This is a genomic window from Hydrogenophaga sp. GW456-12-10-14-TSB4, from assembly GCF_059424305.1.
This window is the reverse complement of sequence record NZ_JBWKZH010000076.1, coordinates 1-20,360: the sequence shown is the minus strand read 5'-3', so window position 1 is coordinate 20,360 and position 20,360 is coordinate 1. Positions and strand designations below refer to the sequence as shown.

Genomic DNA, 20,360 nt, shown 5'->3' with positions numbered 1-20,360 from the left:
GCGCGATCAGGCGGCGGCCAGCCAGTAACCCGCGTTGAACGGGCTGCTCATGCGCAGCGCCATCGGGCTCACGTCCAGGATCTTGTCGGTGGGCATGGGCTCGTCGGTCTGCACTTCGATCGGCTCTTCGCCCTTGGGCGCGCGCGCCACGGAGAAAGAGTAGAAGCAGCGGAACGGGATCTTGCGGTCCGACCAGTAATCGGCGGCGTCGCGGAAGATGTCGAGCAGCTGCTCGCGCGCTTCCTTGTCGAACTTGGCGTGCGCCGGAATGTGCTCCAGCACCACGATGAAGCCGGTCTGCGGGCCCGACTTGTGGACCATGTCGGTCATGCAGTCGTAGAGCGCGTCGAAGTTCTTGCCGAAGTGCGAGGGCAGGGTGTATTGGGCCGCGATCAACTCCAGCACGTCCTGCTTGCTCTGCGCCTTGGCCAGGTTGGCGTACAGGAAGTGATGCCCCAGGTGCTCGGCCGCAGCCTGCAGGTCTTTCACGCCGTGGGCGCGAATCGACTGAACGATGTTGGGGCGTACGTTACGAAGTGGCGTGTCCATCTCCGCGTCTCTTTCTAAGGTCAAAGTTAAAAATCCGTTCACACCACCGGAGGTTCACTGCACGATCAGCCGAAAGCTGCTGTAGTGGTCTTCGGTGTAATAACACGCTTCAGGGGCTCGGGGCTTCAACCCGCCACACACGATCCGCCGGGCTCCCCGGTGGTTCAGACCCGGCGTGGGCACCGTGTATTCCCGGTAGTACCCGCGCTTCTCGCCGGGCAGCAGGCGCTCGCGATTGCCGAACACCGAGCCGTCCTTGTCGTATCGGAAAGGTCCGCCTTGCCGGATCTGGTTCATCACGTCCTGGCCTTGGGGCGGCAGTCCCGCGACCGCCACCGATGCGGTGCCCGGATCGGTGAACGGCGCATTCGGGGCGCGGGCCTGCACCGCGATGGTGCCCAATACCGCCGCCAGAACGGCGGCGAGGGCTGCTCCCCTGGCCTTCCCAAAACGAGCCCGGATCTGTTTCAGACCCATGAAATTCCCAGCTCCTGAAGACATCAACCCGCCGCCAGCACCTACCGAAAGCAATGCCAAAGCATTATTTTTTCTCGCGCTGGAGGGCGGGTTAACCCTGAAATCCAAGCGCGCTAGTGTGCCTGAGCCGGGGGGAAAAAGCAAGCGCCTGCTGAAATATTCAGCAAATCTCCGCGCAGAGAATGTGTGTAAAAGTTAGCGCTTGCTTGTTGGGGAAGCGTCAACGTGCGACGTTGGCATCCGCCACGGTGAGAGCCGTCATGTTGACGATTCGACGCACGGTGGCACTGGGCGTGAGGATGTGCACCGGCTTGTCGGCGCCCAGCAGCACCGGTCCGACGGCGATGTTGCCGCCCGCCGCCGTCTTCAGCAGGTTGTAGGCGATGTTGGCGGCGTCGATGTTGGGCAGCACCAGGAGGTTGGCCGCGCCCTTCAGGGTGGAGTTGGGCATGATGCCGTGGCGCGCGTTGGCGTCCAGTGCCACATCGCCGTGCATTTCGCCGTCGGCTTCCAGCCAGGGTGCCTGCTCGCGCAGCAGCGCCAGCGTGCGGCGCATCTTGATGGCGCTGGGTTCGTCGCTGGAACCGAAGTTGGAGTGCGACAGCAGGGCGGCCTTGGGTTGCAGGCCGAAGCGCAGCATTTCTTCCGCCGCCATCACGGTGATCTCGCAGAGCTCTTCCGGCGTGGGGTCGTAGTTGACATGGGTGTCGACCAGGAAGACCTGGCGGCCCGGCAGCATCAGGCCGTTCATGCAGGCGTAGATGCGCACGTCCTGGGCGGTGCTGGGGCTGCCGCCTTCGCGCTTGCCGATCACCTGGTCGATGTACTTGAGGTGGTGCTGGGTCGAGCCCCAGGTGCCGCAGATCAGGCCGTCGACCTCGCCCTTGTGCAGCAGCATGGCGCCGATCAGCGTGAGGCGGCGGCGCATCTCGATCTTGGCGAGCTGCTGGGTCACGCCCTTGCGCTCGGTCATGCGGTGGTAGGTCTGCCAGAAGTCGCGGTAGCGGTCGTCCTGTTCGACGTTGACGACGTCGTAGTCGAGCTCCTCGCGCAGGCGCAGGCCGAACTTCTCGATGCGCTGGGCGATGATGGTCGGGCGGCCGATCAGGGTGGGCCGGGCCAGGCCTTCGTCCACCACGATCTGGCAGGCGCGCAGCACGCGCTCTTCTTCGCCTTCGGCGTAGGCCACGCGCTTGCGGGCGGCGGCCTTCGCCGCCGAGAAGATCGGCTTCATGATGGTGCCCGAGGCGAACACGAAGCTCTGCAGCTTCTCGCGGTAGGCCGCCATGTCAGGCACCGGGCGCTGGGCCACGCCGCTGTCGACCGCGGCCTGGGCCACGGCCGGCGCGATCTTCATCATCAGGCGCGGGTCGAACGGTTTGGGAATGAGGTACTCGGGGCCGAAGGCCAGCTTCTCGCCGGCGTACGCCGCCGCGACCACCTCGCTCTGCTCGGCTTGCGCCAGCTCGGCGATGGCGTGCACCGCGGCGATTTCCATCTCATCGGTGATGGTGGAGGCGCCGGCGTCGAGCGCGCCGCGGAAGATGTACGGGAAGCACAGGACGTTGTTGACCTGGTTCGGGTAGTCGGTGCGGCCCGTGGCCATGATGATGTCGTTGCGCACCGCGTGCGCATCCTCGGGCGCGATCTCGGGGTTCGGGTTGGCCAGCGCGAAGATCACCGGCCTGGCCGCCATCGACGCCACCATCTCGGGCTTGAGCACGCCGCCGGCCGAGAGGCCGAGGAACACGTCGGCGCCGACGATCACTTCGGCGAGCTTGCGCTTGTCGGTCTTCTGCATGTACTGGCGCTTGTCGTCGTCCATGAGTTCCTCGCGGCCCTCGTAGACGACGCCGGCCAGGTCGGTCACGAACACGTTCTCGCGCTTGAGCCCGACCTTGAGCAGCAGGTTCAGGCAGGCCAGCGCCGCTGCACCTGCGCCCGAGGTGACCAGCTTGACCTGGCCGATGTCCTTGCCCGCGACCTTCAGGCCGTTGAGCATGGCCGCCGCCACCGTGATCGCGGTGCCGTGCTGGTCGTCGTGGAACACGGGAATCTTCAGGCGCTTGCGCAGCTCGCGCTCGACGTAGAAGCAGTCCGGGGCCTTGATGTCCTCGAGGTTGATGGCGCCGAAGGTCGGTTCCAGCGCAGCGATCACCTCGACCAGCTTGGCCGGGTCTTTCTCGTTGATCTCGATGTCGAACACGTCGACGCCGGCGAACTTCTTGAAGAGCACGCCCTTGCCCTCCATCACCGGCTTGGCTGCCAGCGGGCCGATGTCGCCCAGGCCGAGCACGGCGGTGCCGTTGGTGATCACCGCGACGAGGTTGCCCCGGCTGGTGTACTTGTAGGCGTTGACCGGGTCGGCCACGATCTCTTCGCAGGGGGCTGCCACGCCGGGCGAGTAGGCTAGGGCGAGATCGCGCTGGTTGGTGAGCTGCTTGGTGGCGGCGATCGAGACCTTGCCCGGGGTCGGAAACTCGTGGTATTCGAGGGCGGCTCGGCGCAGCTCGGCGCGCTTGTTCTCAGGGCTGTTTTCCATGCTCATGCTCGTGTCTCCAGCGGGTCGTTATCTTGCGATGCGGAAAGGAATTGCGCATTCTAAAGCGGCAGGCGGGAAAACCCTAGTGCGTGGAACCGCGTAAAGCGTCCGGGTGCCTTTGACTTTTCAGGACGGAATGGCATCGCAACGCCAACAGCCGCAGTATGCGGCAGCGATTTCACCCGGCGCGCGCCGGGCAGGGAAAGTCAGGAGGGGGAAAGCCCTGCGCCGCTCAGGCCGCAGCGGCTTGGGCGGGCAAGGTCGCGGGGTGCAGCTGCAGGTGCACCACCGACTGGTGGGGCGTGCATTCCGACCACAGGGTGCGCGCGCAGGACTCGCACTGGCCGCACTGGGTGGCCACGCCCAGCTCGAGCTGGATGTCGTCGAATGCCATGCCCGACCGCGCACAACGTGCGATGGTCTGGTCACTGACTCGGTGGCAAACGCAAACGATCATGAGGCTGAGGAGGGCGGGAAAAGGAGGGTTCAAAAGTGAACGTGTGCGCAAATGATAATTGATCGTATTCAAAAGACCAAAAAAAGCCCCGCGCAACGGCGGGGCTCTGTGGCAAGAAGGGGACGGTCCGGGGGGCGCGCGATCAGCTCGCCGAGCCCATCTGGCTCTGCAGGTAGTTCTGGATGCCCACCTTGCCGAGCAGGTCGATCTGGGTTTCCAGGAAGTCGATGTGTTCTTCCGTGTCGTCCAGGATCGTCTGCAGCAGGTCGCGCGAGACGTAGTCGCGCACCGATTCGCAGTGGGCAATGCCGTCCTTGATGGTTTTCTGGGCGCCGGTTTCCAGGCCCAGGTCGCTCTTGAGGATCTCGGGCACGTCTTCGCCGATGTGCAGCTTGCCCAGGTCCTGCAGGTTGGGCAGGCCGTCGAGCGTGAAGATGCGGTCCATGAGCTTGTCGGCGTGCTTCATCTCGCCGATCGACTCTTCGTATTCCTTGGCGGCCAGCTTGTCCAGGCCCCAGTGCTTGAGCATGCGGTAGTGGACGAAATACTGGTTGATCGCGGTGAGCTCGTTCTTGAGCTGCGCCTGCAGATGGGTGATGACTTTGGCGTCGCCTTTCATGGGACCACTCCTTTGGTTTTTGGTTGACAGGCGCGCATTGTGCGCGGGGCGCGCTATCAATTCAGTGCTGAGAATCGCTACGCCTTGCAAATGAGAATCGTTCTCATATAATCAATCCTCTCCAGCCAGCCCGCACCCGGCAGCCCGCCTGAGGTCGTGACGCCAGCCTTGTCCTCCACCCTCTGGATTCAGGTGCCGTCTTGACCTCCTCGCGCTTTTTCGTCCCCACTTCCCTTTCCTCTCTCCGCCTCAGCCCCTTGTGCCTGGCCTGCCTGGCGCTGCTCGCCGGACCGGCCCTGGCCCAGACGGCGCCGGATGCCGTGCAACTGGCGCAGGCGTCCACCTTGCGCGAGGTGGTGGTGAGCGGATCGCGCAGCGAACGCGCGATCGAGGACGTGCCCGCCAGCATCGACGTGATCACGGGCGAGGACCTCGACCCGGCGCGCGTGCAGGACATCCGCGACCTCGTGCGCGAGGTGCCCAACATGAGCGTGCGGCGCGCGCCGCAGCGCTTCGGCGGCGTCACCGGTTCGACCGGGCGCGACGGCAACGCCGGCTTCAACCTGCGCGGGCTCGAAGGCAACCGCGTGCTGCTCACGGTTGACGGCATTCGCGTGCCGCGGGAGCTCTCTAGCGGCGTGTTCGGCTCGGCCTCGTTCGGCCGTGACTACTACGACCTCGGCCTAATCTCGCGCGTGGAAATCGTGCGGGGGGCGAACTCCGCGCTGTATGGTTCCGACGGTCTGGCCGGCATGGTGGCGATGTTCACCACCGAGCCCAAGGACCTTCTCAAGCCGGGCCAGACCTTCGGCGGGCGCGTGGGCCTCAAGGCCGACAGCGAAGATCACAGCCGCGGCGTCGGCGTCACGCTGGTCGGTGCGCCGAACGACACGCTGCAGTGGCTGGGCAGCGTGCAGGTGGGCCGCAGCGGCGAGCTGGACAACCAGGGCACGAACGAATCGCTCAACAGCACGCGCACCGCACCCAACCCGCAAAAAGACAAGAACGTCTCGCTGCTCGGCAAGGTGGTGCTGACGCCGGGGGGCGGCCAGCGCCACACCCTCACGCTGGAACACGTGGACAAGTCGGGCGAGGTCGAGGCCTATACGGCCCGCGCCACCAGCATGGGCGTGACCACGCAGGACGTGGACGGCACCACCGACATGGAGCGCACGCGCCTGAGCTGGGACGGCCGCTTCAAGGTCGACTCGGCCTGGGCCGACGAACTGCGCGCCACCGTGGGCTATCAGCAGGCCGAGTCTCAGGAGGTCTCGACCGAGCGGCGCAGCGCTGCGCCCACGTACCGCGTGCGCGACGTCACCTATACCGAGAAGCTCTGGCAAGGTGTGCTGCAGGCCGAGAAGGCCCGCTCGCTCGGTGCCGACTGGGGCCAGAAGCTGGTCTACGGCGTGGACGTGTCGGTCGCGAAGATGGACAACATCGTCACCGGCGTGGGTGCGCCGTCCTACGAGAGCTATCCGCTCAAGCGCTTCCCGCCGACGAGCGAGACCAACACCGCGCTGTTCGTGCAGAGCGAGTTCGCCAGCGAGCGCTGGAGCATCATCCCGGCGCTGCGCTACGACCGCTTCGACCTCAAGGCCAAGGGCAGCCCGCTCTACCCGCTGCAGCCCGCCAGCCTGTCGGACTCGGCGCTCTCGCCCAAGCTCGGTGCGATCTTCCGTGCGGGCGCGGAGCTGAACCTGTTCGCCAACCTCGCGGCCGGCTTCAAGGCGCCGAGCGCGCTGCAGCTCAACAACTACTTCCAGAACACGCTGGCCAGCTACCGCACGATTCCCAACCCCAACCTCAAGCCCGAGAGCAGCCGCACGCTGGAACTGGGCGTGCGCGACAAGGTGGGCCCGGTGCAGTGGGAAGTCGCCGCCTTCACCGGTCGCTACAAGGACTTCATCGAGGAACTGGTCGTCGTCGGCGGCGTGGCGGGCAACCCGCTCAACCCGCTGACCTACCAGGCCGTCAACCGGGGCCAGGTGCGCCTGAGCGGCTTCGAGCTCAAGGGCAAGTTCGCGCTCGGCCCGGCCACCGATCTGCGCCTGGCCTACGGCCAGACCAAGGGCAAGGACACCCGTCTGGGTGCGCCGCTGAACACGGTCAACCCAGCGCGTCTGATGCTGGGCGTGGACCAGCGCGTGGGCGACTGGAAGCTGGGCGCCGTGGTGGCGCACACGATGAAGAAGTCCACCAGCGACATCAACTACGCCAACCTCGCCAACCAGTTCGCACCGCCCTCGTACACCACGCTGGACCTGCGCGCGAGCTGGCAGGTCAGCAAGGCCACGAAGCTCAGCGCCGCGATCCACAACCTGACCGACCGCAAGTACTGGGAGTGGACCAACGTTGTCGGCGTGGCCGCGAACTCGCCTGTTCTCGACGCCTACACCGCACCAGGCCGCAGCCTGTCGGTGGCGCTCGTCACCGACTTCTAGGAGCCCTCATGCCCGCAGCCGACCACCACACCGACACCGCCGACGAGGAATACACCCTGCCCGGTGTGGAGGCCTTGCTCGCGGGCACCCTGGCGCTCATGACGGGTTATGCGCAGAGTGCGCGCGAATGCCCGCACCGCCCGCTGATGGCGCGCAAGCTGGTGTCCAACCTGCTGGTCCTATCGGCGCACCCGCAGCTCTCGGTCCCCATGCAGACCATGCTGGCCAACCTGCGCACGCGCTGGCAGCTGGAGCTGGAAAACGCGGCCGACGCCCTGGCCACCGAGGCCATGCCCACGCCTCTGTGGCACCCCGCTCCCGCCCGCGTGCAGTGACGCACGCGGGCCCTCACCCCACCTTCAGGAGAACACCATGAATGCCCACGACATCCGAACCGCCTTCCAGGGCATGCGCGCCAGCGGCCTGCGGGCCAAGGAGGCCGCCGAATCGCTGGGCCTGAGCGAAGGCGCCGCCGTCGCCGCCCACCGGGGCGCGCACGACGCGCCGCTGCAGGCCATCGCGCTCAAGCCCGACTGGCTGGGCCTGCTGCAGTCGCTCGAGGCCTGTGGCCCGCTGATGGCGCTCACGCGCAACGAAAGCGTGGTGCACGAGAAGACCGGCGTGTACCAGAAGGTCTCGGCCAGCGGACCCGTGGGTCTGGCGCTGGGCGAGCAGATCGACCTGCGCCTGTTCTTCAACCAGTGGCACGCGGGCTTCGCGGTGGCCGAGGCACTCAAGTCGCAGCCCGGCATGGAAACGCCCAGCCTGCAGTTCTTCGACCGTCACGGCGTGGCCGTGCACAAGATCTACGTGCGCGAGCAGACCGACCTGGCCGCGTGGCAGCGCGTGATCGCCGCGCACAGCGACGATCAGCGCGACATCGAATTCGTGGCGCGCGACACGGCCGGCGCGGCCTCGCCCCAGCCCCTGGTGGACGCCAACGCGTTCGGCACCGCCTGGGGTGCGATGACCGACACGCACCAGTTCTTCCCGCTGCTCAAGCAGTTCGGCCTGGAGCGCCAGCAGGGCTTTCGCCTGGTCGAGGGTCGCTACACCCACCGCGTGGAAAAGGCGGCGGTGCGCGAGCTGCTGGTGGAAGCGGCTTTCGACGGCACGCCCATCATGGTCTTCGTCGGCAGCCCGGGCTGCATCCAGATCCACACCGGCCCGGTGCAGCGCGTGGAGCCGATGGAGATCCAGGGCAAGGCCTGGCTCAACGTGCTCGACCCCGGCTTCAACCTGCACCTGCGCGAAGACCTGATCCAGGACGTGTGGGTGGTCGAGAAGCCCACCAGCGACGGCGTCGTCACCTCGGTGGAGGCCTTCGACGCGCGCGGTGAGCTCATGGTCATGTTCTTCGGTGCGCGCAAGCCCGGTCAGAGCGAGCTGCAGGCCTGGCGCCACATCGTCGCGCACCTGCAGGCTGCTGCGGTGACGGCATGAGCGCCGCAGCCTTGCATGCCGTCGAGATCAAGGCCTTCGTGCCGGCGAAGGACTTCGCGCTGTCCAAGCGCTTCTACGCCGACCTGGGCTTCACCCAGCGCTCCGAAGGCGGCGGTGTGGCGTACTTCTGCGTGGGCGACTGCCCCTTCCTGCTGCAGGACTTCTACGAACAGGCGCTGGCCGAGAACCTCGTCATGCACCTGCTGGTGACCGACGTGGCGGCCTGGCGCGCGCATGTCGACACGCAGGACCTCGCGGGCCGCTACGGCGCGCGCATCACGCCGGTGACGGCGCAGCCCTGGGGCATCACCGAGTTCGTGGTGATCGACCCCTCGGGCGTGTGCTGGCACATCGGGCAGAACACGCCCGGCTTCGAGCCGGTGGGCCGTCTGCCCTGAACGCCTTTTCTCCAGTTTCCAGGGAACCCACGATGTTCAATTCCTCCTCCCTCTCGCGCAGGCGCGCGCTGCAGGCCCTTTCGGCCATGGCGGCAGCGGGGTCGCCCTTGGGCCTGATGGCGGCCCCCAATGCACCGCGTCTCATCACCGTGGGCGGCGGCATCACCGAGGTGGTCTACGCGCTCGGCGCGCAGGACCAACTGGTGGGCACCGACACCACCAGTCTGTTCCCGGCGGCAGCGCAGGCCACGCCCAAGGTGGGCTACATGCGCCAGCTCTCGGCCGAAGGCCTGCTCGCGCTGCGGCCCGACGCGCTGATCGCCGGCACCGACGCCGGCCCGCCGGTGGTGATCGATCAGCTGCGCAGCGCCGGTGTGCGCGTGGAGCTGGTGGCGTCCGACCACAGCTGGGACGAGGTGCGCCGCAAGATCGCCGCGGTGGGCCGCGCCTCGAGCCGCGAGGCCGCTGCGCGCGAGCTGCAGGCCCGGCTCGATGCGCACTGGCAAGCCGTGAGCGCGCGCGTGCAGGGCGCCAAGGGCCCGGGTCCGCGGATCCTGTTCGTGCTCTCACACAGCGGCAGCCCGCAGGTTTCGGGCGAGAAGACGGCGGCCGATGCGCTGATCCGTTTCATCGGTGCGCGCAACGCGCTGGGCGGTTTCCAGGGCTACCGGCCGATGACGGCCGAGGCCATGGCGCAGGCCGCGCCCGACCTGATCCTGACCACCACCCAGGGCATCGAAGCCATCGGCGGCGAAGCGAAGTTCTGGCAGCGCCCCGAACTCGCGCTCACGCCAGCCTTCCAGCGCCGCGCGTCCACCAAGACCCTGGTGCACCTGGATGCGCTGGAGCTGCTCGGCTTCGGCCCGCGCCTGCCCGAGGTGGTGGCGCGCTTGCACGACCAGGTGGTGAGAACATGAGCGCCGCGCCGGGCCGCCCCAAGCCAGCTCGCACCGCAGTGCGCAGCACGGAGGTTTCACCATGAACGCTGTGCGCCACGACCTCGCCAACGTGCGCACGCCCGACCTGCATCGCGCGGTGGCCGATTACACCGAGGTGCTGGGCTTCGAGTGCCGCCAGCACATCCCCGGCGTCTGTGCGCTGGTGACCCACGGCCCGCTGCAGGTGCAGCTCTGGGCCTGCGCCGCCACACCCGGCCGCTGGGAACGGCCCACGCCGGGCGACCGGGGCTTCGCGCCCGGTCACCACCGCGTGGAAGTGCCGCGCATCCACGTCCTGCACGCCAGCCTGCGCGCGGCCGTGCTGCGGCCCTGCCGCACCGGCCTGGGCGGGTGCAAGCCGCTGCACGCCCACCGCTTCGAGGGCGAGTCGCCGCGCTGGCAGCCCTGGGGCGCCTGGGAACTCACCCTCAGCGACATCGACGGCAACGTGCTGCACCTGATCGACCGCGTGGCCTGGTGGCCCGACGTGTCGGCGCAGCGCCAGCCCGGCGAGCAGCGCATGGAGGACCGCTCGTGAACGCGGCTGCGCCGGCGATGGCGGCCCTGCGCTGGACGCCGCGCCGCCTCTCCGGGCCGAGCCTGCTGCTTGGCTTGGGCGCGCTGCTGCTGCTCACGCTGCTGTGGGCGGCGGGTCAGGGCGCCTACAGCCTGCCGCTGAGCGAGTTGCCGGGTGTGCTGCTGGGCGCGGTGACCACCGCCGCGCCCGGCGGCAGCGGCGCCGAGCTGGTGTTCTTCAACATCCGCCTGCCGCGCCTGGTGCTGGGCCTGGCCGCCGGGGCCGGCCTGGGCCTGGCCGGCGCGCTCATGCAGGGCCTGTTCCGCAACCCGCTGGCCGACCCGGGCCTGATCGGCGTGAGCAGCGGCGCGGCGCTCGCGGCGGGCGTCACCATCGTCATGGGCAACCTCTGGTTTCCCGAGCTGCCGCGCTCGCTGGGCAGCTGGACGCTGGTGCTCATGGCCTTCGGCGGCGGTCTCGCGGTCACGGTGCTGATCTACCTGCTCTCGCGCGGCGAGGGCGGCACCCGCGTGGGGCTGATGCTGCTGGCCGGCATCGCGGTCAACGCGCTGGCCGGGGCCGGCCTGGGCCTGCTCAACTTCCTCGCCACCGACGAACAGCTGCGCAACCTGCAGTTCTGGTTGCTTGGCAGCCTGGGCGGTGCGCGCTGGAGCGCGGTCGCGCTGGTGGGCGGCATCACCCTGGTGGCCGGTGCCATCGGGCTGCGGCTGGCGCGCCCGCTCAACGCGCTCGCGCTGGGCGAGGCGCAGGCGGTGCTGCTGGGCGTGTCGATCGAGCGCGTGAAGCAGATCGCCATCGTGGTCACGGCGCTGGCCGTGGGCGCGGTCACCGCCACCACCGGCATCATCGGATTCATCGGCCTGGTCGCGCCGCACATGGTGCGCCTGGTGGCCGGGCCCGACCACCGCTGGGTGCTGCCCGGCTCGGCCCTGCTGGGCGCGGTGCTGGTGCTGCTGGCCGACGCGGTGGCGCGCACCGTCATGCAACCGGCCGAACTGCCGCTGGGCGTGCTCACCGCCGTGGTGGGGGTGCCCTTCTTCCTGCTCCTGCTGCGCAGCGCGCACGGGAGGCGCCTGTGAACGCGCGCCTGCTCGACGCCGACTGGCGCTGCGCCTGCGGCGAACTGCCGGCCGGCGAACGCCCGCTGTGGCTGGACGACGATGACGATGACCCCGTGACCGACGCCCCCGCCCTGGACGACGGGCAGGGCCTGTGCGCGCTGGACGTGGGCGTGCGCGCTGGTGCCAGCACCCTGCTGCAGGGCGTGCAACTGCGGCTCGCGCCCGGCGAGGTCGGCGCCATCCTCGGCCCCAACGGCGCGGGCAAGTCCACCCTGCTCTCGGTGCTCTCGGGCCTGCGCGCGCCCGACACCGGCCGCGTCACGCTCAACGGGCTGGCGGTCACACCTGCGACCGTGCACCAGCTCGCGCGCCACCGCGCGGTGCTGCCGCAGGAGACGGCGGTGGCCTTCGACTTCCGTGTGCAGGACGTGGTGGAGCTCGGGCGCTACCCGCACCACCTGCAACCCTCACCCCACGAGGCCGCGATCGTGCGCGCCGCCATGCAGGCCACCGGCGTGGCCGACATGGCCGATCGCAGCGTGAGCAGCCTGAGCGGTGGTGAGCGCGCGCGTGCGCAACTGGCGCGGGTGATGGCCCAGATCTGGGAGCCGCTCGCCGACGGCGCGCCGCGCTGGTTGCTGCTCGACGAACCCACGGCCTCGCTCGATCTGCGCCACCAGCACGAAACCCTGGGCACCGTGCAGCGCTGGGCGCGCGAGCAGGGCGTGGGCGTGCTCGCCGTGCTGCACGACCCCAACCTCGCCCTGCGCTACGCCGACCGCGCCTGGGTGCTCGACGGCGGGGTGCTGCAGGCCAGCGGCCCGCCGGCGCGCGTGCTGCGGCCCGCGCTGGTGCAGCGGGTGTGGCAGGTGCAGGCCAGCACCGTGCGCGCCGCCGACGGCGTGCCCCAGTTGCTCATCGCGGCCGGCGTGCCGCCAACGACAGGGAAGGAGCGTCCATGACCCAGAACCCGCCATCGAACTTGCTCGCGCGCCACGACAGCGCTGCCGCGCGCGAGCTTGCCATCGAACACGGCGCGCTCACCCGCCAGGTGGCCGGCCTGCAGCGCCGCGTGGGCGAGCAGCTGCGCGCCTATGCCTTGCAGGTGTCGGCGCTGGAGGACGAGGTGCTGCACCTGCGCGCGCAACTCATCGTCTCGCGCACCAGCCTGCTCTGGGGCCTGGGCGTGGCCGGTGTCATGAAGCCGTTGGTGCGCCGTGCCCGCCTGCTGGCCGAGCGCGCCGAGGCCGGTGCGATGCGGGAGGCCAGCAGCGTGATCTGCCAGACCGGCTGCGTGGGCCATGCCCACCCCTGGCTGGAAGCCGACGGCCAGTGCCGCCGCACCGGCCAGGCGTGCATGCAGATCGAAAGCAACGCCTGATCCAGAACACCGCGGAACCGGCTTTGCCGGGCCGCTGGTGTTGCCCCCTGGGGGGTGACGGGCGAAGTCGCCCGGCGCGGGGGGGCTACATGACCGCCCAGTGGTTGTCGATCTGCAGGCGCTCGCTGGAGTTGGCAGCGGTGCCTTCGGGCGCGCACCACACGCCTTCGGCGCCGCTGGCCCACCAGTGGCCCTGGTCGGCCGCGAGCGCGTAGGCCTCGCGGTGCGCGAGGTTCTGCGACCAGCGCGCGTCGGCACCGAACAGGGCCAGTGCGTCCGCGCGCGGGCAACTCACCACGAAGCCGCCCTCGGGCAGGGCGCAGATGTCGCCGCCATAACCTTGCACCGCAGGCTGTGCCAGCGAGGTTTGCAGGCGCTGGCCGTTCCAGACGGCGAACACTGGCGCGCGCCGCTTGGCCTGCGCATCGGGGTGCTCGGCCTGCAGCGCGATGCCGACCGTGCGCGACACCGGGTCCCAGGCCAGGTGGCGGATGCTCAGGTAGGGGTCGTCCAGGCGCCACTGGCCCAGCACCGCGCCGTCGCGCGGGTCCAGCGCCACCAGCGAGGCGTCCATGCGGTCGAGCTGGCGCTTGCTGCGCCCGGTCTCGGGCAGCGTGGGAATGCCGCCGTTGGCCACCAGCAGGCTGCCCGCCGGGATCTCGCCCACGCGCTGCGGCAGCATGATGAGTTCGTGCGGGTCCATGCCCTGGGTGGCCCATTCGGCGGATTTCTCCAGCGTCTTCGCGTCGCGCGTGGCCAGCCGGCCCTGCGCGTTGTCGAGGTCGGTCTCGGTGGTCCAGAGCGTGCGGCCGTCGGGGCTGGCGACGGCGTGGCCGTTGAAGCGGCGGTCGTCCTCGATCCAGTGCCATTGGGTCTGCCCGCTCACGGGGTGCCAGCGCAGCAGCCAGTCGCCCGGGCGGCGCGCGGTGGCGAGCACGCTGCCGCCGGCTTCGAGCAGCAGGCCGTGTGCGCGCGTGGGCACGGCGAGCGAGCGCTGCACCGACCAGCGCGCGCCGTCCACCGCGATCACGCCGATGCGGTGTTCGCTCGGCGTCTGCCAGGCCGAGATCAGGCGCGTGCCGGTGGCGCGCGCGGCCCAGGCCGGTGCGAGGCCCATGGCCGCAGCCGCGACCAGCCACTGGCGGCGCGACAGCAGCAGGGCGGTGTCAGTCTCCATCGGCATCTGAGAACCCGAGCGGCACGTCGAGCGCGGCCGCGACCTCGTTCTGGAACAGCACGGTCACGGCTTTCATCGACTTCGTGAGCGCGAGCAGCTCGCGTTCGCCGGAGCGCGGCGTGAGCTTGTCCATGCCCGCTGTGACCTGGTCCAGCGCCTGGCCCCATTTCTGTGCCAGCGCGAGCTGGCCGCGGCCCATGAGCAGGGCCTCCATCGGCACCAGGGCCTGGCCGGCGGCGGGTGGCTGCGCACCGGGGGGCAGGCGGCCTTGCTGGCGCAGGCTCTGCCATTGCGCGCGCCAGTCACGCAGGTTGCTCTCGCGGTCGAGCCGGGCGTAGGGCACCGGTGCGCCCTTGGCCGCGTTGCCCGTGGTCTGGTGCGTGGTGATGGGTTTTTCGATGTGGGCCCAGCGCAGCCGCTCCAGGCCGGCGAGCCACTGGTTGACCCATTCGGCGAGCGAGGCGGTGGTGACCTCGGGCTCGTCTTCCCATTCCTTCGTGGCCCATTGGCCGAGCTCGTCGTTCAGGGCGCGCGCTTCGGCGGCAATGCCCTGCGCCACCAGCTCGGCGTAGCGGCAGGCCGGGGCCGGCGTGGGCTGGCGGCTGCTGGCCCATTGGTTGAGCAGCAGCTCGAAGGCGGGGAAGCCTTTGGCCGGCGTGCCCACGCGCTCCATGTCGGCCAGCGTGTCGGGCGCCTTCTCCATCGAGCGGCGCAGCAGGTCCGGGCGCGTGGGCCAGAAGTCGATCTGGCGTTGCGAGCGCCGCGTGACCAGCGGCCCCACGGCCGGCGTGGACAGGGTCTCCCAGCTCACCAGCGTGTTCTGCCATTGCGCGCGCACGGCCGGCAGCGTGGCCTGGCCTTTGCAATGTTGTGCCGTGGTCTCGACCAGTCGATCGGCCTGGGCCTGGAAGTCGCGCGCCAGCGGCGGCAGGTGGTGCGTGTACAGGCCCTGCAGGGCCTGCTCGGCCGAGTAGTAGGGCGCGGCCACGATGGGCGCGTTCTGCGCCGCCGCGAGGCCGGCCAGCGCGAGGCCCAGGGTCAGCGCGGTGGCTCGACGTAGAAAGGCAAAGGTCAACGGTGTCATAGCGACTCCACGAATTTCACGAGCGCGCTGCGGTCGGCGCGTTTCATCTTGAGCACCTGCTCCTTGGATGCCTGGGCTTCGCCGCCGTGCCAGAGGATGGCTTCGAGCACGCCGTTGGCGCGGCCGTCGTGCATCAGGCGGGTGTGGCCGTTGACGTCCTTGATGAGGCCGATGCCCCAGAGCGGCGGCGTTTTCCACTGGCTGCCGCTGGCGAGGAAGTCGGGACGGCCGTCGGCGAGATCCGGGCCCATGTCGTGCAGCAGCAGGTCGGTGTAGGGCCAGATGCGCTGACCCTTAAGAGCCGGGCTGGTGAGCGGTGGGAACGGGCCTTCGGCGGTGACGTAGCTCGGGCGGTGGCAGGCGGCGCATTGCGCCTGCGCGAACAGCGCCTGACCGCGCAGCACCTGCGGGTCGTTCACGTTGCGCCGCGCCGCTGGGGCCAGCGTGGCCTGGTAGAAGATCACGTGGCCCAGGGTCTCGTCGTCGATCTCGGGTTTCAGGGCGGTCGCACTGGACGCCGGCACGATGCCGTCGCGGCCCGTGGTCTTGCCGCCGCCGTGCGGCGCGGCCAGGCAGTCCTTCTGCGTGGGGGTGCAGGTCTCGTGCGGGAAGGCGTTGGAGGTGATGCCGATGTCGCCATGGAAGGCGCCGGCGGTCTGGTGCGCGAGGGTGGCGACGTTGGCCTTCCAGCCCAGGCGGCCCAGGCGCTCTTCCTGGGCGAACACGTCCCACACGCGGTTGGGCTGGCCCTTGATGGGGCCGGGCGCGGCGGCCTGTTCGCGCGCGTTGCGCAGGATCTCCACGTCGGGGATGGCTTCGATGAGACCGATGCCGGCGAGCTGCGGCGCGATGCGCGGGCTGACCATGAGGCCCTGCGCGAAGGGGCCGTAGGCGAGGTCGGTCAGCTTGTAGATCGGCTTCTGCAGCGTGTAGCGCGTGCCGTCCGCGAAGCGGCCCTGGATGGCTTGCTGGCGGATCTCGACCCGGCCCTCGGGCTTGACGCCCTGGATGGCCGCGTTGTTGAACTGGTCGCCGTACACCGGGTCGGGCCGCACGCCGGCCTTGGGGTCGGGCGTGCCGGCCACCGACAGGCGCATGAGCAGCGCCACCGTGCCTTCGGGCTCGGGCCCGAGTGTGTTCTTCCACTCGGGCGGTTCGCCGCGCCCGTCGAGCACGTGGCAACCCGCGCAGGACCGCGCGATGAAATGCGGGCCCAGGCCGTCGCGCGCGGTGGTCGAGGCCGGCGCCTCGACCCAGTTGCGTTTGAAAAAGGAATTGCCGATCACGAAGCGCGTGCGCCCCGGATCGTCCAGGTTCGCCAGCGGAAACGAGAACGCATTTTTGCCGGTCGCGTAGACGGTGGTGGCACCACCGGTCTTCTCACCCAAGGGATCGGGCGCTTCGTCGGCGTGCAAGACGAGCGCGGTGGCGCCGCAAAACAGAGCCCCCATGGCGAGCGCAAGGCGCGTGGCTGTGGGAAAGAGCGACATGTTGAAAGGCCTGTGCGAGAGAGAGGGCGTCAATCCAGAGGGGTCAAGGGTCCGGCTCCGCCGGCCCGAGACCTCGTCCCCCCTCCCAGCGCCGAAGGCGCGCCAGAGAGGGGGGAAGCCGCGCAGCGGCGCAGGGGGGAGTTCAAGGTTCCACGAGCGTCAGCTTGGCGATGCCCACCGCGCTGGCCGACTCCACCAGCAGCTTGGACTGTTCCACCAGGCTGGCGACGGTCTTCTCGATCGCCGGGCGGCCGGCCGAACCCTTGGCGATGGCGCGGTCGAACGGGGCGGGAATGGCTTCGGCGCCCGCCACCGATGCGGCGATCTGCGCGCTGGTCTTCTCGGCCAGGTCGGCCTTCTTGGCGGCCACCAGGTCGCGCACGCCCGGGCCTTGCAGCACGCTGCCATCGCGCTTCTTGTACTGGCCCAGCCACACGTTCTGGATGCCGGTGGCGTTGGTCACGATGTCGCGGTGCGTGTTGTCGGAGAAGCAGGAGTGTTCGTCTTCCTGGTCCTGCGAGTTCAGCGCCACTTCCATGCGCTCACCCGAGAGTTCGCCGCGCGACAGCGAGCCCAGGCCCACGATGATTTTGCGCACCGATTCCTTGCCGCCCTTCTCGAAGCGCGCGCGGTAGTTCTTCTGGCCGGGCGTCCAGGCCTTGACCAGGAAGTTCAGGTCGTCCACCAGCAGCTCGGTGGCCACGGTGAGGAACTGGCGGCGGCGGTCGGCGTTGGGCGTCTTGCCATCCACGTAGTCCTCGAACGAGCGGTTGCCCGGGCCGGTCTCGCTCAGGTCCTGGCCCCACAGCAGGAACTCGATCGCGTGCCAGCCCGAGCTGATGTTCTCTTCACCGCCGCGCTCGTTGAACTTGGCCAGGTTGGTCTTGGTGATCTTGAACTTGGTGTTGTTGATCAGGCCGGCCTTGGGCTTGCCCTGCACGTAGTCCACATAGGCTTCGTCCAGCGGCCAGGCGTTGATCTGACCTTCCGGGCCCTTGTCGTCGTCGATCGGGCCGCCGTAGAAGCGGAAGGCCTCGGTCTGCCCGTAAAACTCACGGGCACCCAGCCAGGCCTTGCGCGCGGCGGCCAGGCCGTCGGCCGAGGGCGCGGCCACGAAGGCCTTGATGGCGGACTGCATGTCCTGCGCGGCAGCCAGGGTGTCGCTGTAGTTGGCGTGCACCAGCGCGGCGTAGTGCGTGGCCACGGTGGCGTAGGTCGCGGCCGCGGGTGCGCTCGCGGCGGCGGGTGCGGCGGCCTGGGCGTGGGCCGGTGCGTGCAACAGGGACAGGGTGGCCGACAGGGCCAGAACGAGCAGGGTGGGTTTCATGGCGGAAGGGCTTGGAGTGAAGGAATCGGGCCGGCAGCGCCGGTGGGTCTCACAGTGTAAATGAGAATGATTCCTGCTCTGTGCCCAAGACCCGCCCGCCGATGGGCCCATCGGCGGCGTCCTTGATCTGCGTCAAGCCCGCATCAGGGCTTCGATCTCGTCGGCCTTCACCGGCACGTCGCGCGAGATGAGTTCGCAGCCGGTCGCGGTGACGATGGCGTCGTCCTCGATGCGGATGCCGATGTTCCAGAAATGCTCGGGCACGCCTTCGCCGGGGCGCACGTACAGGCCGGGCTCGATGGTCAGCACCATGCCGGGACGCAGCACGCGGCTGGGCCGGTCCTTGATGGTCTCGCCGCTGAGCGGGTCCTGGCGTTCGCTCACGTTGCCCAGCTCGGAGGGCTCCACGTAGCTGCCGCAGTCGTGCACGTCCATGCCCAGCCAGTGGCCGGTGCGGTGCATGTAGAACGGGAAGTAGGCCCGGTGGGCGATCACGTCCTGCGCGTTGCCGACCTTGTTGCGGTCGAGCAGGCCGACGTCGAGCAGGCCCTGGGCCAGCACCGCCACGGTGGCTTCGTGCGGGTCCACGAAGCGCGCGCCGGCCTTGGTGGCGGCCACGGCGGCGTCCTGGCTGGCAAGCACCAGGTCGTACAGCGTGCGCTGCGGGCCGGTGAAACGGCCGTTGGCGGGGAAGGTGCGGGTGATGTCGCTGGCGTAGCCGTCGAGTTCGCAGCCGGCGTCGATCAGCACCAGCTCGCCGCTGCGGATCGGCGCGGCGTCGGCGCGGTAGTGCAGCACGCAGGCGTTGGCGCCGGCGGCGACGATGCTGCCGTAGGCCGGGTACTGCGAGCCGTGTTCGCGGAAGCTGTGCAGCAGCTCGGCGTCGAGGTGGTACTCACGCACGTCCTGCCCCGCGCGCAGCATCGCTGCGCTGCGCTGCATGGCGCGGATGTGGGCCTTGGCGCTGATCTGCGCGGCGCGGCGCATGGTGGCCTGCTCGAAGGCGTCCTTCACCAGCCGCAGCTCGTCGAGGATGCCGCAGAGGTCGCGTTGCGATTCGGGGCACAGGGCTCCGTAGCGCACGCGCGCGCGCACCGGCTGCAGCCAGCCGTTGATGCGGCTTTCCAGGCCCGCGTGCGTGGCGAAGGGGTACCACACGGTGTGGCGGTTCTCCAGCAATTTGGGCAGGCGCTGGTCGAGCTCGGCGACGGAAAACGCCTCGCTCACGCCCAGGTGCGCCGGCGCAGCCTCGGGGCCCAGGCGGATACCGTCCCAGATCTCTCGCTCCAGGTCCTTGGGCTGGCAGAACAGCGTGGTCTGGCCCTCGGCGGTGATCACCAGCCAGGCGTTGGGTTCGGTGAAACCGGTGAGGTAGTAGAAATAGCTGTCGTGCCGGTAGATGAAATCGGTGTCGCGGTTGCGAGGCCGTTCCAGCGCGGTGGGGACGATGGCGATGCCGCCGGCACCGAGCTGGGCGGCCACGCGGGCGCGGCGCTCGGCGTACAGGGTGGTGTGGGTGGTGGAGTCCATGCGGGCCATTGTCGGCGTTTTGCCGCGCCCGCGCAGGCGGTCAGCCCAACTCTTTGAGGCGCTCGGGGGTGCCCACGTCGACCCAGGGGCCGGTGTAGAGCTCCGCGCTCACCAGGCCGGCGTCCATGGCGCGGCGCAGCAGCGGTGCCAGCGGTTCGGCCGTGCCCTGCGGGTTGCCCGGCACGATCTCGCACCAGGGCGTCTCGAACAGCTCGCGCCGGTACAGGCCGATGGTGCTGTAGGTGTAGCGCGTGTCGGCCTCGTTGAGCGCCAGGCCTTCGGCGCTCAGGCCGAAGTCGCCGCGCGGGTGGTGCGGCGGGTTGGGCACCAGCCAGAGGTGGGCGAGCTGGCTGCTGGCCTTGAAGCGGGCCACGCTGGTCGGTGTGAAGGCGAAGCCGGGGGCGTAGACGTCGCCCGCCAGCACCCAGAACACGTCGCCCAGCAGCGGCAGCGCGCGCGCGATGCCGCCGGCGGTCTCCAGCGCGTAGCCGAAGTCCTGGCCCTCGCGCGAGACCGTCACCTCGCTGCCCGGGTGCTGCGACTGCCAGTCGGCGCAGAAGGCGTCGATCTGCTCGCCCAGCCAGGCGGTGTTGACCACCAGGCGCCGGAAGCCGCCGGTCAGCAGGGCCTCCATCGGCCATTGCATTAGGGGTCGGCCCTGCACCGCCAGCAGGGGCTTGGGTGTTTCGTCCGTCAGGGGGCGCATGCGCATGCCGCGCCCGGCGGCGAGCAGCATGGCCGGGATGGGGGCTGTGGCAAGTCGGGTCATGGGTGGTGGGTCGGTGGGCGTACCGGGTTATCGGGGCCCGACGCATCCGGAATTATGAGCGCCGGAGCGCCGACCGGTCGGCCCGATAAAATCACGTGTTTTGCGCCGCCGCGCAATCAGCCCCCTCCTCATACCC

General features: G+C 69.5%; 20 protein-coding genes and 1 pseudogene. 10 read left to right on the top strand and 11 right to left on the bottom strand.

Going from position 1 to position 20,360, the window contains the following annotated elements; genetic code table 11:
- Positions 1 to 153: 153 nt before the first annotated feature.
- Positions 154 to 549 (bottom strand): annotated as a pseudogene (locus AC07ZS_RS25770) (barstar family protein); the annotation flags it as partial.
- Positions 550 to 603: 54 nt separating this feature from the next.
- Positions 604 to 1,026 (bottom strand): guanyl-specific ribonuclease, encoded by a 423-nt coding sequence (locus AC07ZS_RS25765; protein ID WP_494801302.1) that lies wholly within the window; start codon positions 1,024 to 1,026, stop codon positions 604 to 606.
- On the opposite strand from AC07ZS_RS25765, the gene AC07ZS_RS25760 reads away from it, so the two are divergent.
- Positions 1,025 to 1,225, top strand: a complete 201-nt coding sequence (locus AC07ZS_RS25760; protein WP_494801301.1) for a hypothetical protein — start codon at positions 1,025 to 1,027, stop codon at positions 1,223 to 1,225. The two genes, AC07ZS_RS25765 and AC07ZS_RS25760, sit on opposite strands and share 2 nt — an antisense overlap.
- A gap of 21 nt (positions 1,226 to 1,246) precedes the next feature.
- Here AC07ZS_RS25760 and AC07ZS_RS25755 read toward each other — a convergent pair whose 3' ends face one another.
- The 3 genes from AC07ZS_RS25755 to bfr form a co-directional block, all read right to left on the bottom strand.
- A complete protein-coding gene (locus tag AC07ZS_RS25755; protein WP_494801300.1) occupies positions 1,247 to 3,574 on the bottom strand; it encodes an NADP-dependent malic enzyme in 2,328 nt (775 codons plus the stop codon).
- A 226-nt stretch (positions 3,575 to 3,800) separates the two neighbouring features.
- A complete protein-coding gene (locus AC07ZS_RS25750) occupies positions 3,801 to 4,025 on the bottom strand; it encodes a (2Fe-2S)-binding protein (RefSeq protein WP_382152835.1) in 225 nt (74 codons plus the stop codon).
- A 142-nt stretch (positions 4,026 to 4,167) separates the two neighbouring features.
- Positions 4,168 to 4,644 (bottom strand): bacterioferritin, encoded by a 477-nt coding sequence (bfr, locus tag AC07ZS_RS25745; RefSeq protein ID WP_494801299.1) that lies wholly within the window; start codon positions 4,642 to 4,644, stop codon positions 4,168 to 4,170.
- A 200-nt stretch (positions 4,645 to 4,844) separates the two neighbouring features.
- Here bfr and AC07ZS_RS25740 point away from each other — a divergent pair, with 200 nt between their 5' ends.
- The 9 genes from AC07ZS_RS25740 to AC07ZS_RS25700 all read left to right on the top strand — a co-directional run bounded on the left by AC07ZS_RS25740 (position 4,845) and on the right by AC07ZS_RS25700 (position 12,847).
- Positions 4,845 to 7,088 (top strand): TonB-dependent hemoglobin/transferrin/lactoferrin family receptor, encoded by a 2,244-nt coding sequence (locus AC07ZS_RS25740; protein WP_494801298.1) that lies wholly within the window; start codon positions 4,845 to 4,847, stop codon positions 7,086 to 7,088.
- A gap of 8 nt (positions 7,089 to 7,096) precedes the next feature.
- The gene (locus tag AC07ZS_RS25735; protein WP_494801297.1) at positions 7,097 to 7,423 is read left to right on the top strand and encodes a hypothetical protein; all 327 of its coding nucleotides are present in this window, start codon (positions 7,097 to 7,099) and stop codon (positions 7,421 to 7,423) included.
- A gap of 37 nt (positions 7,424 to 7,460) precedes the next feature.
- Positions 7,461 to 8,531, top strand: coding sequence for a hemin-degrading factor (locus AC07ZS_RS25730; RefSeq protein ID WP_494801296.1), 1,071 nt, complete (start codon positions 7,461 to 7,463; stop codon positions 8,529 to 8,531).
- Positions 8,528 to 8,929: a VOC family protein gene (locus tag AC07ZS_RS25725; protein WP_494801295.1), complete on the top strand. Its 402-nt coding sequence runs from the start codon at positions 8,528 to 8,530 to the stop codon at positions 8,927 to 8,929. The genes AC07ZS_RS25730 and AC07ZS_RS25725 overlap by 4 nt, the downstream gene beginning before the upstream one ends.
- Positions 8,930 to 8,961: 32 nt before the next feature.
- Positions 8,962 to 9,846 (top strand): heme/hemin ABC transporter substrate-binding protein, encoded by an 885-nt coding sequence (locus AC07ZS_RS25720; RefSeq protein WP_494801294.1) that lies wholly within the window; start codon positions 8,962 to 8,964, stop codon positions 9,844 to 9,846.
- A 61-nt stretch (positions 9,847 to 9,907) separates the two neighbouring features.
- Positions 9,908 to 10,405, top strand: a complete 498-nt coding sequence (locus AC07ZS_RS25715) for a VOC family protein (protein WP_494801293.1) — start codon at positions 9,908 to 9,910, stop codon at positions 10,403 to 10,405.
- A 17-nt stretch (positions 10,406 to 10,422) separates the two neighbouring features.
- Positions 10,423 to 11,484 carry a FecCD family ABC transporter permease gene (locus tag AC07ZS_RS25710; protein ID WP_494801308.1) on the top strand — a complete coding sequence of 354 codons (1,062 nt, stop codon included), beginning with the start codon at positions 10,423 to 10,425 and terminating at the stop codon, positions 11,482 to 11,484.
- Positions 11,481 to 12,428, top strand: coding sequence for a heme ABC transporter ATP-binding protein (locus tag AC07ZS_RS25705; protein WP_494801292.1), 948 nt, complete (start codon positions 11,481 to 11,483; stop codon positions 12,426 to 12,428). Before AC07ZS_RS25710 ends, AC07ZS_RS25705 begins: the two co-directional genes overlap by 4 nt.
- Positions 12,425 to 12,847 carry a hypothetical protein gene (locus AC07ZS_RS25700; RefSeq protein WP_494801291.1) on the top strand — a complete coding sequence of 141 codons (423 nt, stop codon included), beginning with the start codon at positions 12,425 to 12,427 and terminating at the stop codon, positions 12,845 to 12,847. The genes AC07ZS_RS25705 and AC07ZS_RS25700 overlap by 4 nt, the downstream gene beginning before the upstream one ends.
- A gap of 85 nt (positions 12,848 to 12,932) precedes the next feature.
- On the opposite strand, the gene AC07ZS_RS25695 is transcribed toward AC07ZS_RS25700, so the two are convergent.
- The 6 genes from AC07ZS_RS25695 to AC07ZS_RS25670 form a co-directional block, all read right to left on the bottom strand.
- Positions 12,933 to 14,024, bottom strand: a complete 1,092-nt coding sequence (locus tag AC07ZS_RS25695) for a DUF1513 domain-containing protein (RefSeq protein WP_494801290.1) — start codon at positions 14,022 to 14,024, stop codon at positions 12,933 to 12,935.
- Positions 14,014 to 15,108 (bottom strand): imelysin family protein, encoded by a 1,095-nt coding sequence (locus AC07ZS_RS25690; protein WP_494801289.1) that lies wholly within the window; start codon positions 15,106 to 15,108, stop codon positions 14,014 to 14,016. Before AC07ZS_RS25690 ends, AC07ZS_RS25695 begins: the two co-directional genes overlap by 11 nt.
- Positions 15,105 to 16,598 carry a di-heme oxidoreductase family protein gene (locus AC07ZS_RS25685; RefSeq protein WP_494801288.1) on the bottom strand — a complete coding sequence of 498 codons (1,494 nt, stop codon included), beginning with the start codon at positions 16,596 to 16,598 and terminating at the stop codon, positions 15,105 to 15,107. Before AC07ZS_RS25685 ends, AC07ZS_RS25690 begins: the two co-directional genes overlap by 4 nt.
- Before the next feature lie 142 nt (positions 16,599 to 16,740).
- A complete protein-coding gene (locus AC07ZS_RS25680) occupies positions 16,741 to 17,925 on the bottom strand; it encodes an imelysin family protein (protein WP_494801287.1) in 1,185 nt (394 codons plus the stop codon).
- A 132-nt stretch (positions 17,926 to 18,057) separates the two neighbouring features.
- On the bottom strand, positions 18,058 to 19,455 hold the full coding sequence (locus AC07ZS_RS25675; protein ID WP_494801286.1) for an aminopeptidase P N-terminal domain-containing protein: 1,398 nt from the start codon (positions 19,453 to 19,455) through the stop codon (positions 18,058 to 18,060).
- Positions 19,456 to 19,495: 40 nt separating this feature from the next.
- Positions 19,496 to 20,224, bottom strand: a complete 729-nt coding sequence (locus tag AC07ZS_RS25670; RefSeq protein ID WP_494801285.1) for a nucleotidyltransferase family protein — start codon at positions 20,222 to 20,224, stop codon at positions 19,496 to 19,498.
- Positions 20,225 to 20,360 lie beyond the last annotated feature (136 nt).

Bases quoted from the DNA above. Each gene is read 5' to 3' on its own strand.
- AC07ZS_RS25715 (WP_494801293.1), top strand. From the start codon at position 9,908: ATGAACGCTGTGCGCCACGACCTCGCCAACGTGCGCACGCCCGACCTG.
- AC07ZS_RS25680 (WP_494801287.1), bottom strand. From the start codon at position 17,925: ATGAAACCCACCCTGCTCGTTCTGGCCCTGTCGGCCACCCTGTCCCTG.
- AC07ZS_RS25765 (WP_494801302.1), bottom strand. From the start codon at position 1,026: ATGGGTCTGAAACAGATCCGGGCTCGTTTTGGGAAGGCCAGGGGAGCA.
- AC07ZS_RS25690 (WP_494801289.1), bottom strand. From the start codon at position 15,108: ATGACACCGTTGACCTTTGCCTTTCTACGTCGAGCCACCGCGCTGACC.
- AC07ZS_RS25710 (WP_494801308.1), top strand. From the start codon at position 10,423: ATGGCGGCCCTGCGCTGGACGCCGCGCCGCCTCTCCGGGCCGAGCCTG.
- AC07ZS_RS25685 (WP_494801288.1), bottom strand. From the start codon at position 16,598: ATGTCGCTCTTTCCCACAGCCACGCGCCTTGCGCTCGCCATGGGGGCT.
- AC07ZS_RS25760 (WP_494801301.1), top strand. From the start codon at position 1,025: ATGAAATTCCCAGCTCCTGAAGACATCAACCCGCCGCCAGCACCTACC.
- AC07ZS_RS25735 (WP_494801297.1), top strand. From the start codon at position 7,097: ATGCCCGCAGCCGACCACCACACCGACACCGCCGACGAGGAATACACC.
- AC07ZS_RS25700 (WP_494801291.1), top strand. From the start codon at position 12,425: ATGACCCAGAACCCGCCATCGAACTTGCTCGCGCGCCACGACAGCGCT.
- AC07ZS_RS25750 (WP_382152835.1), bottom strand. From the start codon at position 4,025: ATGATCGTTTGCGTTTGCCACCGAGTCAGTGACCAGACCATCGCACGT.
- AC07ZS_RS25675 (WP_494801286.1), bottom strand. From the start codon at position 19,455: ATGGACTCCACCACCCACACCACCCTGTACGCCGAGCGCCGCGCCCGC.
- AC07ZS_RS25720 (WP_494801294.1), top strand. From the start codon at position 8,962: ATGTTCAATTCCTCCTCCCTCTCGCGCAGGCGCGCGCTGCAGGCCCTT.
- AC07ZS_RS25725 (WP_494801295.1), top strand. From the start codon at position 8,528: ATGAGCGCCGCAGCCTTGCATGCCGTCGAGATCAAGGCCTTCGTGCCG.
- bfr (WP_494801299.1), bottom strand. From the start codon at position 4,644: ATGAAAGGCGACGCCAAAGTCATCACCCATCTGCAGGCGCAGCTCAAG.
- AC07ZS_RS25695 (WP_494801290.1), bottom strand. From the start codon at position 14,024: ATGGAGACTGACACCGCCCTGCTGCTGTCGCGCCGCCAGTGGCTGGTC.
- AC07ZS_RS25755 (WP_494801300.1), bottom strand. From the start codon at position 3,574: ATGAGCATGGAAAACAGCCCTGAGAACAAGCGCGCCGAGCTGCGCCGA.
- AC07ZS_RS25670 (WP_494801285.1), bottom strand. From the start codon at position 20,224: ATGACCCGACTTGCCACAGCCCCCATCCCGGCCATGCTGCTCGCCGCC.
- AC07ZS_RS25730 (WP_494801296.1), top strand. From the start codon at position 7,461: ATGAATGCCCACGACATCCGAACCGCCTTCCAGGGCATGCGCGCCAGC.